This is a genomic window from Gilvimarinus sp. F26214L (genome assembly GCF_054401055.1).
Genome location: NZ_JBTIYG010000009.1, coordinates 46835 through 60243, shown reverse-complemented (window position 1 = coordinate 60243; position 13409 = coordinate 46835). Strand labels below are relative to the sequence as shown.

General features: G+C 60.9%; 14 protein-coding genes. 10 read left to right on the top strand and 4 right to left on the bottom strand.

Annotated features, from left to right (window positions below):
* Nucleotides 1–20 precede the first annotated feature (20 nt).
* Together ACURWW_RS11530 and ACURWW_RS11525 are read right to left on the bottom strand one after the other, a co-directional pair.
* Nucleotides 21–734, bottom strand: a complete 714-nt coding sequence (locus ACURWW_RS11530) for a cytochrome b/b6 domain-containing protein (protein WP_445616810.1) — start codon at nt 732–734, stop codon at nt 21–23.
* Nucleotides 724–1209, bottom strand: coding sequence for a c-type cytochrome (locus tag ACURWW_RS11525; protein ID WP_445616809.1), 486 nt, complete (start codon nt 1207–1209; stop codon nt 724–726). Before ACURWW_RS11525 ends, ACURWW_RS11530 begins: the two co-directional genes overlap by 11 nt.
* 219 nt (nt 1210–1428) lie before the next feature.
* Here ACURWW_RS11525 and ACURWW_RS11520 point away from each other — a divergent pair, with 219 nt between their 5' ends.
* Nucleotides 1429–2466, top strand: coding sequence for a COX15/CtaA family protein (locus ACURWW_RS11520; protein ID WP_445616808.1), 1038 nt, complete (start codon nt 1429–1431; stop codon nt 2464–2466).
* Nucleotides 2467–2491: 25 nt separating this feature from the next.
* Here the strand turns inward: ACURWW_RS11520 and cfa are convergent, their stop codons facing one another.
* Complete coding sequence (gene cfa, locus ACURWW_RS11515) at nt 2492–3658, bottom strand: cyclopropane fatty acyl phospholipid synthase (RefSeq protein WP_445616807.1); 1167 nt, start codon at nt 3656–3658, stop codon at nt 2492–2494.
* Between the two features lie 324 nt (nt 3659–3982).
* Here cfa and ACURWW_RS11510 point away from each other — a divergent pair, with 324 nt between their 5' ends.
* From ACURWW_RS11510 to ACURWW_RS11470, 9 genes are all read left to right on the top strand, one after another.
* The gene (locus ACURWW_RS11510; RefSeq protein ID WP_445616806.1) at nt 3983–5032 is read left to right on the top strand and encodes a Gfo/Idh/MocA family protein; all 1050 of its coding nucleotides are present in this window, start codon (nt 3983–3985) and stop codon (nt 5030–5032) included.
* A gap of 58 nt (nt 5033–5090) precedes the next feature.
* Nucleotides 5091–6227: a DegT/DnrJ/EryC1/StrS family aminotransferase gene (locus ACURWW_RS11505; protein WP_445616805.1), complete on the top strand. Its 1137-nt coding sequence runs from the start codon at nt 5091–5093 to the stop codon at nt 6225–6227.
* Between the two features lie 56 nt (nt 6228–6283).
* Nucleotides 6284–7273 (top strand): glucokinase, encoded by a 990-nt coding sequence (gene glk, locus ACURWW_RS11500; protein WP_445616804.1) that lies wholly within the window; start codon nt 6284–6286, stop codon nt 7271–7273.
* A gap of 150 nt (nt 7274–7423) precedes the next feature.
* Nucleotides 7424–7858: a CBS domain-containing protein gene (locus tag ACURWW_RS11495; RefSeq protein WP_445616803.1), complete on the top strand. Its 435-nt coding sequence runs from the start codon at nt 7424–7426 to the stop codon at nt 7856–7858.
* A 164-nt stretch (nt 7859–8022) separates the two neighbouring features.
* Nucleotides 8023–8349: an Hsp20/alpha crystallin family protein gene (locus tag ACURWW_RS11490; RefSeq protein ID WP_445616802.1), complete on the top strand. Its 327-nt coding sequence runs from the start codon at nt 8023–8025 to the stop codon at nt 8347–8349.
* Entirely contained in the window at nt 8346–10679 is a 2334-nt protein-coding gene (gene lon / locus ACURWW_RS11485) for an endopeptidase La (protein ID WP_445616801.1), read from the top strand. The genes ACURWW_RS11490 and lon overlap by 4 nt, the downstream gene beginning before the upstream one ends.
* A 122-nt stretch (nt 10680–10801) precedes the next feature.
* Nucleotides 10802–11323: a hypothetical protein gene (locus tag ACURWW_RS11480; protein WP_445616800.1), complete on the top strand. Its 522-nt coding sequence runs from the start codon at nt 10802–10804 to the stop codon at nt 11321–11323.
* Between the two features lie 10 nt (nt 11324–11333).
* Entirely contained in the window at nt 11334–12140 is an 807-nt protein-coding gene (locus ACURWW_RS11475) for a class I SAM-dependent methyltransferase (protein ID WP_445616799.1), read from the top strand.
* Between the two features lie 183 nt (nt 12141–12323).
* Nucleotides 12324–12944: a hemerythrin domain-containing protein gene (locus ACURWW_RS11470; RefSeq protein WP_445616798.1), complete on the top strand. Its 621-nt coding sequence runs from the start codon at nt 12324–12326 to the stop codon at nt 12942–12944.
* A 7-nt stretch (nt 12945–12951) separates the two neighbouring features.
* Here ACURWW_RS11470 and moaE read toward each other — a convergent pair whose 3' ends face one another.
* Nucleotides 12952–13401: a molybdopterin synthase catalytic subunit MoaE gene (gene moaE / locus ACURWW_RS11465; protein WP_445616797.1), complete on the bottom strand. Its 450-nt coding sequence runs from the start codon at nt 13399–13401 to the stop codon at nt 12952–12954.
* Nucleotides 13402–13409: the final 8 nt, after the last annotated feature.

Sequence of the window (13409 nt, the reverse complement as noted above, 5' to 3'; positions counted from 1 at the left end):
GGAGTTGTTTCGAAGCTTCCCTAGAACACTACCCCGTTTTTTACAATCCACCCGATCACGACTCCCGCCAGGATGATTCCCGGAACGGCCCGCCACAGCGGTGCAATGTACAAGGGCTCCGTGCCCGCCTCTTCCTTCTTGTCCGTGGCCAATTTACCTGTGACCATTGGCGCGATCAGGTTATTGCGCTTGTACAGGAGGTAGAACAGTATCGCGGCTACGTGCAAGCCGATCACGATCAGCAATCCGTCAAACAGAGCTTCGTGGGTCTCGGCGGCCCAGCGGCCCGTGTCGTAGCTCACCTTGTAGGACAGTGGTCCCGAGGCCAGACCATCCACGTCTTCAGAGAACAGCCCCAGCAGAACCTGGCTCAATAAAAAGGCGAGGATCAACAGGGTGCTCCAGCCGCCGAGGGGGTTGTGACCCACGAACGGAGTTCCGCCGCGCCGAAACAGGCCTTGACTGTATTGCCACACCGCTTTGGGGCCGCGCAGAAAATGGCTGAAGCGGGCAGTAGTGCTGCCTGCAAGTCCCCAGTAAATGCGAAAAATCAGAAAGCCCAACAGGGCGTAGCCGGACCAGGTGTGCCATTCGAGCTTGTCGTTCTCGGCCGTCCACCAGGAAAACCCGAATGCTGCAACAAAAGCCCAATGGGTAATGCGCAGGGGCAGGTCCCACACGGTTGCCCGTGGGGACCGGCCCGCTGCCGCTTGCACTGCGGCGTCAGTCTTCATCGACGCGGAAGCTGTCGTGGCAGTTTTTGCAGGCGCCGCCCAGGCCGCGAACGCCGCCCATGATTTTGGCCTTGTCACCCGTGGCCGTCAAAGCGACAAACTTGCCGGACTCCTCCACCAGCCGATCTGCAGCCGCGGTGAAGCTGCTCCAGTCCTGCCAGATTTCGGCCTTGGCTTCAGTCTCGATGCCGGTCTCTGGACCGGTGCCCTCGGGGAACCAGCTTGGAATCTCCTTGGACAGGCTATTGATGGTTTCTGAGGCCTTTGCAATCGCTTCCATATCGCTGTCTTTGGAGCGCAGCTGATCGCGAATGGTTTTGAATGATTCACCGATGGTTTCGAAGTTTTCGTGGCGCTCGTGCATCAACTGCCTGGCTGTTTCCTGATCGGTGACCGCCCCCTCCTGAGCGAACGCGGCACTGACGAGGAACGCAGCTCCCGCTGCGAGCAGGGCGAATGATTTTCTTGATGGCATTTTGGCTCCTTGGCTATTGTTCTCATGGGGGAGCGCTGCAGAATTGTTCATCCCGTGGGCGCTCCGATAGCGGGCCGGATTGGGGCCGCCCTGGCATTTTCGCGAACAGAGCCGGCGCATGCAAGGAAATGCCTCACGGCCTCCGGTCGCCTGATGGTCCGCCAAATGGCACTTCGGGTACAATGGCGGCTCTGATCCTCCCAGTGGTAAGTCTGTCCTATGAACGATTCCCTTCAGTCGCGGTACAACCGCCAATTGGCCATCTGGCTGCTTGTTTGTGCGTCGGTTATTTTTGGAATGATCGTGCTGGGCGGGGTGACCCGCTTGACCGGGTCCGGGCTGTCCATGGTCGAATGGAAGCCCCTGATGGGGGTCATCCCTCCGCTCAGCGAGGAGGCCTGGCAGGAGACCTTCGGCAAATACAAGCAGTATCCCGAGTACCAGCAGGTGAATCGCGGGATGGATCTGGCTGGATTCAAACGCATTTTTGCGTATGAATATGCCCATCGCATCCTCGGCCGGCTGATCGGGGTCATATTCTTCGTACCCCTGGTCTTCTTCGCCTGGAAGCGGCGCATTCCGAAGCAGCATTTCCCCAAATTGATTGCACTGTTCGTGCTCGGCGCACTCCAGGGTCTGCTGGGCTGGTTCATGGTGAAGAGCGGGCTGGTGGACGTGCCCAGAGTGAGTCAGTACCGGCTGGTGGCCCATCTGGGTCTGGCGGTGATCATCTATGGCTACATGCTGTGGGTTGCCTTGGATCTGCTGTATCCGGGGCGCCAGTCAGACCCCCATGCCGGTAAAGGGGTAAAGGGCTTCGCCTTTTCACTGACGGGCCTGATTTTCCTGATGATTCTGTCGGGGGGGCTGGTCTCCGGCATTCATGCGGGCTTCGCGTACAACACTTTCCCCCTGATGGATGGGCGCTTCTTCCCGGTGGGGCTCTATGGCCTGGAGCCGGCCTGGACATCCATTTTCGAAGACATCACGACGGTTCAGTTCAACCATCGAATGTTTGCCTATCTGCTGGTGGTCCTGATCGTCACCTTTTTTGTGCTGGCCGTGCGCAAAGGTGTGCAGGGGCGGGCCCGGGTTGGCAGTCTCGCCTTGCTGGCCATGCTGGTGATTCAGGTCAGCCTGGGGATCACGACCCTGCTGCTGGTGGTCCCGGTGTCGCTGGCGGCTGCCCACCAGGGCGGGGCGATACTGCTGCTGACGGCCTCCCTCTACCTGAGTCACTCCCTCAAGAACAACTGAGGTCCTGCGAGGGAGGGCGGCTGCCTCAGCGAACAGAACGGTAGACGCACTCCCGTTCGCGCTTGGCGAGCACCAGCTGCCAGAGTTGCCCCTGCCGGGATCGGAAAAACCCGGCGCAGCAGAGCAGGTAATAACTCCACATCCGGTAGAACTTGTCGCCGTACTTGCTGCGCAGCTCGGGCCAGGCCTGATCGAAGTTGTGCTTCCAGGCCATCAGGGTACGATCGTAATCCTGGCCGAAATTGTGCCAATCCTCGATCAGAAAGCGGTTCTCCACGGTGGTCGCGATATCCCGGGCGGAGGGGAGCTTGCCGTTGGGAAAGACGTATTTGTCGATCCAGGCGTCCGTGGCATCGACGGTCCGGCGATTGCCGATGGTGTGGAGGAGGAACAGACCTTCGTCCTTCAACAGGCGCCGTACGTGGTCGAAGTAAGTGGTGTAGTTCTTTTTGCCCACGTGCTCGAACATGCCCACCGAAACCACCTTGTCGAAACAGCCGTCCAGGTCACGATAGTCCATCAGTTTGATTCGCACCGGCAGGCCGGCGCAGCGCAGGCGGGCGTAGGTTTCCTGTTCTTTCGAGATGGTGACCCCGGTGACCTCAACGCCGTAGCGCTCCGCGGCGAACTGCGCCAATCCGCCCCAGCCGCAGCCGATGTCCAGCAGGTGCTCGCCTGGCTTCAGCTCCAGTTTGCGACAGATCATGTCCAGCTTCTGGACCTGGGCTTCCTCCAGGTGGTCCGCGTTGGCCCAGAAAGCACAGGAATAGAGCATGCGCGAGTCCAGCATCGCCTCGAAGAGGTCGTTACCCGCATCGTAGTGTCGCTCGCCGACGGTGAACGCGCGCTCTTGGGACTGCAGATTGATGAGCCGTTGACGTAACGCGCCCCAGGCCAGATGCAACCGGGCCATCCCCGGGAGCTGTCGAGCCGGGTCCAGTTTCAGCAGTCGGCCGAACAGCTCATCGAGACGTTCGCAATCCCAGAGACCCTCGATATAGGTTTCGCCAAAGCCCAGCGAGCCGCGCAGCAGCACCTGTTCGTAGACTCTCTTGTCCCTCACCTGAATGTCCCAGGGCGCGTTGCCGTTGATTGTTATTCCCGCCCGTTGGCACAGGTCTTGAAGCACAGCAGGAGGGTCGTGCTTCTCCGGTGGGCTTGTTGTATGGGTCGTGAACATTTCGTTCGCCATCGCAATCCTCCAGGCTTTGTTGCCATTGTTTGTGCCCGTGATGCATCAGCGCCTGAGTGTGCGTAGGGGCGCGCGCACCTGGATTGACCCAGGTCAAAGGCGGAGCGTTGGACCGGCTTTCCAACTCAGCTGTTCCGTGCGGCTCGGCGCTTAACGCCGCGTTTCGCGAAATGACGATTTTGATGATGCGCTGAATCAATCATCTGCCCCACAGGCTGGCTACTGTGAGTTACCTTAACCTTGTTGATCGCCGTTGATCCGCGGCACGATTGAAGAGGTGGGGCCCCAATTCGAGCAGGGATCAAGTTGCGAACATGTTTGGAAATGGATAAGACGAATAACGCGGAGCGCCGGAGGAGCAGTTGCGGCGGAATTCTGTCTGCCGCGGTTATCGGTTACGGACAGTTCGGTCAAGTGCATGCGCGCAAGTACGCGCAGATGCAGCAATGCAGGCTGACCGGCATAGTGGACAGCGACCCCGCGCGTCGGGCGCTGGCCAGACGGGCCCATCCGCGTGCCCGGGTCTACGCCCGACTGGACGAACTGCTCGCGGAACACCCGCCGCAGCTGGCGAGTGTTGTGGTGCCGGCGGCCCGACATTGGTCCGTTACGGCGCAGCTTCTGGAGGCGGGCATCCACGTACTGGTGGAAAAGCCCCTGGCCCACCAACTCAAGCAGGCGAGAGCTCTCGTGCGGATGGCGGAGGCCAAAGGCCTGGTTCTGCAACCGGGTCACCTGGAACGTTTCAACCATACCCTGGCCGAGCTGCACGAACGACTGCCCCGGTGGCGTTATCTGGAAGCGCGGAGAATGACTCGTTGGAACGCCCGCGCGCTGGATGTGGATGTGGTCATGGACCTCATGATCCACGATATCGATATGCTACTGGCGCTCACTGACCAGCCCGTGTCCGAGCTGCACGCGAGTGGCGTCAAGGTGTTCAGCGAACACTGGGATGTGGCTCATGCCTCCCTGACCTTCGCCGATGGCAGCACCGCCAGTCTCACGGCGAGCCGTGCCAGCCTGCAGCCGGAGCGCCGCCTTCATGTATTTGCCGAGTCCGCCTGCGCATTGGCCAATATCGACGACGGGTTGATGCTGCTGCATCGGCGGGACGGCGACGGTCTGTCAACGGAACGCCGGTTTTGCCGGCACGAGGATCCACTGGCCGCCGAGATCAATGCATTCGTCCGCTCCGTCCGCAACGGCCGTCCCGCGCTGGTGAGCGCGCGGGACGGATGCCGCGCGGTGGATATTGCCGAGCAGATCGGCCGAGCCATCGAGCACGACCATGAACTCCTCAACCGGGTCGCCCGACCTATGGTCGATGAAGAGCAGGCCATTGCATACTTGCACATCCCAGTCGCGCAATAGCGCCCAGGCTGCTCTCGGCGAACTCCTCAATCCGAAACGGAGAACAAGCGGCAGCCCAATGACAAGCGCTAACCTTTCGCTGCAAACAGACTCCCCTCACGCCATCCCCATGGTGGACCTGCGACCCTTGCACCGCTCCCTCGAACCCGCTCTCCGGCAGGCCATCGACGAAGTCATCCAAGGAGGTGATTTCGTAGGTGGGCAGGCACTGCAGAACTTCGAGCACGCGGCCGCCCAGTATCTGGGAGCGGCCGAGGCAATTGGTGTCAATTCAGGCACCGATGCCCTGATGCTTGTACTGCGCGCCCTGGGGATCGGCCCCGGGGACGAAGTCATCACCACCCCGTTCAGCTTCTGGGCTACGGCAGAAGCGATTCACACGGTTGGGGCCCGCTCGGTGTACGTGGACATCGATCCCCGTCATATGAATATGGTCCCCAGCGCGATTGACGCTGCTGTCACCTCGCGGACCCGGGCCATCCTTCCCGTACACATCTTCGGCCACTGCGCCGACATGCCGGCCATCATGGAAGTAGCGGCGGCGCACCAGTTGCCGGTAGTGGAAGACGCGGCGCAGGCCTTCGGAGGCCGATACCGCGGTCGGGCCGCGGGTACATTCGGGAAGGCTGGCTGCTTCAGCTTCTATCCGAGCAAACCTCTCGGATGTTTCGGGGACGGGGGGATGATCGTAACTGATGATCTGGAATTTGCGGCGCGGCTGCGTCGTCTGAACAACCACGGCGCGTCGGGTCCGAACACTCACGTCGAGTTCGGCCAGGCAAGCCGGCTGGACACCCTGCAGGCCGCTGTTCTACAGGTGAAGCTGCAGACCCTCGGGGAGCATCTCAGCCGGCGTCGGATGCTCGCAGAGGGTTACTGCATCGGCCTGGACGGCCTGCCGGTGGAACCGCCGGTCAGCCTGCCTGAATGTGAGCACTGCTTTGCACAGTTTACTGTGCGTTGCGAGCGCCGGGACGAGCTGAGATCGCACCTGGCGGCTGCGGGTATCGCCAGCGCCGTTCACTATCCAGTGCCCCTTTACCATCAGCCAGCCCAGGGCGCGGCCTACGATGGACTCCATCTTCCGGTTGCGGAAACTTGCAGCGCGCGCTGCCTGTCTCTGCCTTTGTATCAGGGCCTGACTGACCGGCAACAGGCCTTCATCTGTGAACAGATTGCCCGTTTCTTCGCCTGATTGCGTGTAGTCCGCCGCGGCTCGAGTCGGAAGCAAACGGGACAGGATGGCCATTCATGAGCGACAGTTCACCGGCCCTGCTGGCTGATATTGGCGGCACCAATGCGCGCTTTGCCTGTGTCGATTTGGCGGGCGACCTGTGGCTCGGCGAGTGGACCGGCGCCGTACGGGATTATCCGGACATTTACGCAGCCATCCGCGCAGCCTTCGCCCACATTCCCGAGGCCCAAGGTGCCCGCTCCTCATGTATCGCGATCGCGGGGCCTGTGCACGGGGACCGCGTTGCCGCAAGCAACAGCCCATGGGTATTTTCCCAGACGGAAATGCGCGAGCACTTTGCCTGGGACCACCTCACCGTCCTTAACGACTTCCACGCAGCGGCCTATGGCGCTCTGAATCTGACGCCGGAGCAGTTCCTCGCAATTGGCAAAGCAGCCACCTCACCCATGAACGCGCCCGCGGTGGTCATCGGCCCCGGTACCGGTCTGGGGGTGGCGGGGCTTTTTCCCGATCAGGCCGGCCGCTGGCGGGCCGCCGCGACAGAGGGTGGGCATGCGCGACTGGCTCCCTATAGCCGGGAAGAACTTGCGGTGCTGGACGTCTTGCAGCGCAAGCTGGGCAATGTCCAGCGTGAGGACGTTCTGTCCGGCCCGGGGTTGTGCAATCTCTACGGCGCACTGACGGAGGTATGGGGCGAACAGACGGAACCGGTCACTGACCCGGCGATGATTACCCGCCGCGCTCTCGAGGACGGGGCCTGCCGGTCCGCGCGGGTCCTCAACTGCTTTTGCGCCATTCTGGGGAGCGTGGCGGCGGATGTGGCACTGGACCTCGGAGCGACCAGCCGCGTATTCCTGGCGGGCGGGATTCTCCCGAGAATTCAGGACTTTTTGATTGCCAGCCCCTTTCGGCAGCGTTTCGAAGACCATCCGCAGTTCAGTGCCTGGCTCGAACCTGTAGAAACCGTACTGATTATTGAAAAACGTCTGGGGCTGCTTGGGGCGGCCCGTCGTTTGCAGGCTGAGTACGAAAGCACACGGGCATAATCACGCCGAAAAAAGCAGGTTCCTTCGGCCCGCTGGCGTCGTGCACTTTGACTTGAGTCAAGCTGTACCGATCCCGCGAGATTACACTCGCGCAGTTGACTATCACGTAAGAAAACGGCGCAGGCGCTGCGCCACAGGAGCTGGCAACAAATGAAAGTAGGGGACCTTTGCGTTCGCGATCCCATCGTGATCGAAGAGCGCGAAACGGTGAACGCCGCGGCGGAGCTCATGGGTCTTCACCAGGTTGACAGCGTCACTGTTGTGGAAAAGGCGGGCGCCCTTTATCGACCGATCGGTGTGCTCACCGAGCGCGATCTGGTTGCGGAGGTCGTCGCTCCGAATCGCGATGCCGAGGCTCTGACAGTGGCCGATGTCATGGATGCAGATATCGTTGTTGCGCGGGAGGACGACACGCTCTGGGAGGTGGCGGATCAATTGCGAAGCCGGGGCTTGCGCCACGCACCCGTGGTAGACGAAGAAGGTTTCCTGGCCGGTGTTTTCTGCATGGACGATGTTCTCCACCTGCTAACCTCCGAACTGATGGACCTTATGCAGTTTCTCGAGCGCAAGCAGCAGCCAATTTAGTTCTCTTTCACGCTCCTTCCCGCCATCTTCCTGCCACTGAATTCCTGGAACCCCGCGTTCGCTGATGCACCGGCCCATGAGCTCCGGCCTGGTGCTGTCAGCAACAAAACCCGTCGGGGAAATGTCCCATCAGGGGCGCCATGAGGGGAATGCAGGAGAAAGTCATGGAATTCACCATCTGGAAACCGCCGGCCGACGTATTGCATCGGGGTGAGCGCTGGCTGGTAAAGATGGATGTGGCGGGAGTGCGCCCGGAGGAACTGGAAATCGCCGCCCGCGGAAACAGCTTGCGCATACGCGGTTGCCGGCGGGACATGTTGCTGGAGCAAGGCTACTTCTACCACTCTCTGGAGATCGGCTACTGCCGATTCGAACGAGTGATTGATTTCCCCCACGCAATCGACGCCGACAGTGTCCGCTGGCACTACCGGGATGGGATGCTCCTGGTGCAGCTGAAGTTGTTGATTCAGGACAGGGATAGAGCACTATGAGCACAGAAACGGAAATTCTGCCGCTGCTGCCGATCAAGGAAATGGTGTTGATGGTGCACATGGAACACCCGGTTGTGGTTGGTCGGCCTCGTTCCATCGCCGCGGTGGAGACCGCCCTTGCGGGCGAAGAGAAAACCCTAGTGGTGGTCGCGCAACGGGACAGTACCGCGGACAACCCTCAGCTCGACGACCTTTACCGGGTTGGCACGCGTGCGTTGATTCGCCGCATGGAGCGGCAGGCCAACAACACCATCGCCATCTCCCTGCGTGGCCTGGAACGGGTCGAGATCCAGGATGTGGATTCGACTCAGGCTTATCTGCAAGCCAGGTTCAGCCCCATGGCGTTGCCCACGGATACCGGCGACGAAGTGGAAGCCCTGCACCGGGACATTCTGGAACAGGCCAATCAGATCGATCAACTGATGACCTCCGACTGGCCTAAGGGCCTGCTGCCTCAGATGCTGCAGTCGCTCAAGGATCCGCTGGACCACGTGTACGTGCTCGCCTCGCTTCTGAAACTGAACCTCGCCCAGCAACAGGCCATCCATGAAGCTCGCACTCGCCTGCAGGCCTTGCGCCTTGCCCACGAATACCTCAACCACGAAGTCCAGGTTCTGACCATCCAGCAGGAGATCGCTAAGCAGGCCGCCAGTAACGTCTCTCAGGAGCAGCGCCACTACATGCTGCGCAAGCAAATGGCAGCCATACAGAAGGAACTGGGGGAACAAAACCCGGAAGAGGCGGAGGTTGAGGAACTGCGGCAGCAACTCGAAGATGCCCGCCTCCCAGACGCGGCGGAGACCGTCGTCCAGCGGGAACTGGAGCGCTTGCAGCGCACGCCGCCGGCCGCCCAGGACCATCAGTTGCTGCGCGCCTATCTGGAACTCATCGCCGAGCTGCCCTGGAATAAGAGCACCGAAGACAAACTTGATCTGCAGCGCGCCCGGGAGATCCTCGATGAGGACCACTTCGACCTCCGGGAGGTGAAGGAGCGGATCATTGAGCATCTGGCCGTCCGCAAACTGAATCCAAAGACCCGAGGAGCCATCCTCTGTTTTGTGGGTGGCCCCGGCGTGGGGAAAACGTCCCTCGGGGCCTCTATTGCCCGCGCACTCGGCAAGCAGTTCGAGCGCATCAGTCTGGGTGGCCTGCACGACGAGGCGGAACTGCGCGGCCACCGGCGCACTTACATCGGTGCCATGCCGGGACGGATTATCCAGGCCATTCGCCGGCAGGGAGTGAATAACCCACTGATTCTGCTCGATGAGGTGGACAAGCTCGGGCGGGATTATCGGGGTGACCCTTCGGCGGCACTTATGGAAATACTCGATCCGTCCCAGAACTTTGAGTTTCGCGACAACTACCTGGACCTGCCGTTTGACCTGTCCAAAGTATTCTTCGTGGCAACCGCCAACACTCTGGACACCATTCCAAAACCATTGCTGGACCGGATGGAGGTGCTGCGGCTGAGTGGCTATACCGAGGAAGAAAAGGTCCAGATCGCGCAGCGTTATCTGGTCCCTAGGGCCATGGAGGAAGTAAACCTGCCCCCGGACAGGATCGGGATACCCGGTGCGGTTCTTGAACATGTGGTCCGGCGGTACACCCGCGAAGCGGGGGTGCGAGAACTGAGCCGGCAAGTGGCGCGGGTGGTACGCAAGGTCGCTGTCCAGTTTGCAGAAGGTCGCCAGGAGCCGATTCAGGTGGACGTTTCCCAACTCCCGGAGCTGCTGGGCCCCGAGCGCTTTTTCGTGGAAGAGTTGCGTAAGGAACTGTCGCCGGGAATCACCACCGGCCTCGCGTGGACTGAGGCGGGCGGCGACGTGCTGTTCGTGGAGGCGGTCCTGATGCCGGGCGGACGAGGGGGCTTAACGTTGACCGGGCAGCTCGGGGATGTAATGAAGGAATCGGCACAGACGGCCAAGAGCTACCTTTGGTCACAGGCGGAGAAGCTCGGCATCACGCCCCAGACGTTTCAGGACGACGGCATTCACGTTCATGTCCCCGCGGGGGCCATCCCCAAGGATGGTCCGTCCGCTGGCGTTACCATGGCCACATCCATGGTGTCGTTGCTCACAGGGCGGCCCGCGCGGGGCGATACGGCCATGACTGGTGAAATCACCTTGGCCGGTCTGGTGCTGCCTGTAGGCGGAGTGAAGGAAAAGGCGCTCGCCGCCCGTCGCGCCGGTATCAGGCGAATTATCCTGCCCAAAGACAACCTGAAGGACCTGAATGAAATCGACGAGGTGATTCGCAAGGAGATCGAGTTCATTCCCGTGAGAAATCTGGACGAGGTGTTCCACGCAGCGCTCTCACAGAATGGTGCGTAATGTTTGGTATTTCGACGGAATTGCCGGCGCCGTGCGGTAGGGACGGAGGGAAGAATTTTCGGTATGCTGCCCGCCGATCCGGTGAGGATAACCCGCGGATAACAAGCGACGAGGATATGAATTTGAGCAGCAGGCAATCCGGCAAGTGGAGCAACCAACGGCCTGGCAGGGTGCGCCTCGGCCTGTGGTCTTCGTTCCTGTTGCTCTCTTCGATTTCAAACCACCTGCTCGCGGATGGGAAAGTGAGCCCGGAGGGCAAATGGGCGACACAGTACGCCGAGGCTGAATGGGTATCCCGGGTGCGCATCGAGAGCATTGCAAGCCTGATCAATCCCTCCATGTCCCGCAACCGACATCTGGCCGTACAGGCCTACCGCTACCGGGCATCCGTAGTGGAACAGTGGAAAGGAGGGCAGTCCGGGACCATTCGTTTTGAAGTGGAGCTGAGCAACTGTTCCGCCCGTCTCCAGGTTGATCGCGAATACATCGTGTTCGGCACCACAGACCATCGTGGCGGGTTGGAAAGTCACCGCTGCGATGATCTGATCAGCGTTGAGGAAGCGGGCCCCTTGCCCGATATTCTTGGCCAGCACAGTCGCAAGCAAGGAGCGGACGCAGCCTCGGGCAAGCCCTCCAACTCCTGAGAACCTTCCCATGAATTGTACCGAGTCGAACCCGCTGTTCGCGGTCCTTTGCCGCGATCAGGAAATGCTGCCCCGTGCCGTCCAGCTTGCCCACGATCTTGGCCTTCCCCTGCTCAATGACGAACGCCGGCGGCTTTCGGACCAATGCTGGTTTTTGCAAGTCAGTGTCCAGGGGCTGGCCATGGGACAGGGTGGACGTGGGGCCGCCAAACCGGTCACAGTGGATTTCGTGGGGGGTAAATTGGGCTATCGCCGCAAGCATCTGGAAGCGTTGCCCGCTTTGGTCAAAGCCGTGGGGGTGCGCAAGGGAATACAGCCGAAGGTTTGGGACCTCACCGCTGGGCTGGGCCAGGACGCGTTCATCCTCGCGCGCTACGGCTGCACCGTCACCATGGTGGAACGCCATCCACTGGTATACCTGCTGCTGGCGGACGGTCTGGAGCGTGCGCGGGCGACCGCAGGTGAGGACGATGCGCTCGGGGAGATCATCAATCGCCTCGAACTGGTGCAGGGCGATAGCCTGGAGTTCCTTGCCACGGCGGCAGCCCCGGTTGCGGACGTGATCTACATCGACACCATGTTTCCCGAGCGAAGCAAGTCGGCCAAAGTGAAGAAGGGCATGCAGCTCTTTCAACACGTCGTTGGGGAGGACGATGACGCGGACCGTCTGCTGAGTCTCGCGCTGGAGTCCGCCCCCAAGCGGGTGGTGGTCAAGCGACCGCGTCTGGCCGCCAGCCTGGGTGCGGCACAGCCGGCATTGAGCTTTACCGGCAAGTCGGTCCGCTTCGATGTCTACCCCTTACACAAGTTGGAGTAAAGCTTTGAACATTCACGTATATTAACGCTGCCTCGTTATTCCGGGTGGGCATCAGCGCGCACAAATTTTTCGGCGCACTTGAAGAAGATCAAGGGAAAGGCGTCTAAGTAAACAGAGCGCATTGATAAACAGCGCTTCTCGGTGGACTATTGGGAGCGTCGCGGCTCCGTCCGGAGGTGAACCATGCATCCCACACAATCCCAACTTTTCGCGGACCACCACAATTTTCTGCGTCTTCTTCACTGCCTGGAAGTGGAACTGGCCCACTACGAAGCCGACGAGGCGTGGACTGCCAACCTGCCGGTGATTCTGGACATTTTCGACTACGTGCAGTTCTACCCCGAGCGCTACCACCATCCCATTGAAGACGCGGTGTTTGATCTGCTGATCGCGAAGGACGTGGCAGAGTCGGAACATGCGCGAGCCCTCAAAGCCGAGCATAAAACCCTGGAGGACCTCACCCGCAAAGCCCGGCAGCTGTTCAATTCAGTGGCAGCGGACAACGTAGTCCCGGTCCGGGAACTGGTAAGGGTTACCCGGGAATTCCTCGACCGCCAGGTGCAGCACATCAAGCGGGAAAACCAGCTGATCTATCCCACCCTTTCCCAGCATGTCAGCCCAGAGGAATGGGATGCAATATCCACCAGCGTCGGAGCACGCCGCGACCCTCTGTTCAGTCGACGGATCATCGAGGAATACGATGATCTTTATCACGCGATCCTGGCGGCGGAAAGTGGAGTGGCCCCCGGCGCGACCGCGCGCGCCATATCGACCGACCGGCCCGCTAGGGAGGTGAGGATCTAGCAGGCGGCTAGCGGGACCAGCGCGTCGCCGCCGCTTCGTCGCTTTCCTTGGCGTCCACCCAGTGCGCGCCCTTTGGGCCGAATTCCTTTTTCCAGAAGGGCGCGCGGGTCTTCAGAAAATCCATGATGAATTCGCAAGCAGCAAAGGCCGCCCGACGGTGCGCGCTGCTGACGCCCACCCAGACGATCTCTTCGTCGGGCAACAGCCGACCCACCCGGTGGATCACCATGGCCTGATCCAGGGGCCAGCGGGTGCGGGCCTCTTCGATAATCGCTTCCAGACTTTTCTCGGTCATCCCCGGGTAGTGCTCAAGCTCCATGGCCGTAATCGGTTGGTCGCCACTGAAATCCCGCACCAGCCCGGTGAAGGTTACGATGGCACCGGGAGAGCTGGACGCGCGGCGCAGCGCATGATGCTCGGCGCCCGGATCGAAGCTGTTGTTCTGAATCCTGACCATGAACTGGC

Excerpts from the sequence above, each read along its gene's own strand:
- ACURWW_RS11530 (WP_445616810.1), bottom strand. The coding sequence starts at position 734 with ATGAAGACTGACGCCGCAGTGCAAGCGGCAGCGGGCCGGTCCCCACGG.
- ACURWW_RS11490 (WP_445616802.1), top strand. The coding sequence starts at position 8,023 with ATGGAATTCACCATCTGGAAACCGCCGGCCGACGTATTGCATCGGGGT.
- ACURWW_RS11510 (WP_445616806.1), top strand. The coding sequence starts at position 3,983 with ATGGATAAGACGAATAACGCGGAGCGCCGGAGGAGCAGTTGCGGCGGA.
- ACURWW_RS11475 (WP_445616799.1), top strand. The coding sequence starts at position 11,334 with ATGAATTGTACCGAGTCGAACCCGCTGTTCGCGGTCCTTTGCCGCGAT.
- lon (WP_445616801.1), top strand. The coding sequence starts at position 8,346 with ATGAGCACAGAAACGGAAATTCTGCCGCTGCTGCCGATCAAGGAAATG.
- ACURWW_RS11505 (WP_445616805.1), top strand. The coding sequence starts at position 5,091 with ATGACAAGCGCTAACCTTTCGCTGCAAACAGACTCCCCTCACGCCATC.
- ACURWW_RS11520 (WP_445616808.1), top strand. The coding sequence starts at position 1,429 with ATGAACGATTCCCTTCAGTCGCGGTACAACCGCCAATTGGCCATCTGG.
- ACURWW_RS11470 (WP_445616798.1), top strand. The coding sequence starts at position 12,324 with ATGCATCCCACACAATCCCAACTTTTCGCGGACCACCACAATTTTCTG.
- ACURWW_RS11495 (WP_445616803.1), top strand. The coding sequence starts at position 7,424 with ATGAAAGTAGGGGACCTTTGCGTTCGCGATCCCATCGTGATCGAAGAG.
- glk (WP_445616804.1), top strand. The coding sequence starts at position 6,284 with ATGAGCGACAGTTCACCGGCCCTGCTGGCTGATATTGGCGGCACCAAT.
- moaE (WP_445616797.1), bottom strand. The coding sequence starts at position 13,401 with ATGGTCAGGATTCAGAACAACAGCTTCGATCCGGGCGCCGAGCATCAT.
- ACURWW_RS11525 (WP_445616809.1), bottom strand. The coding sequence starts at position 1,209 with ATGCCATCAAGAAAATCATTCGCCCTGCTCGCAGCGGGAGCTGCGTTC.
- cfa (WP_445616807.1), bottom strand. The coding sequence starts at position 3,658 with ATGGCGAACGAAATGTTCACGACCCATACAACAAGCCCACCGGAGAAG.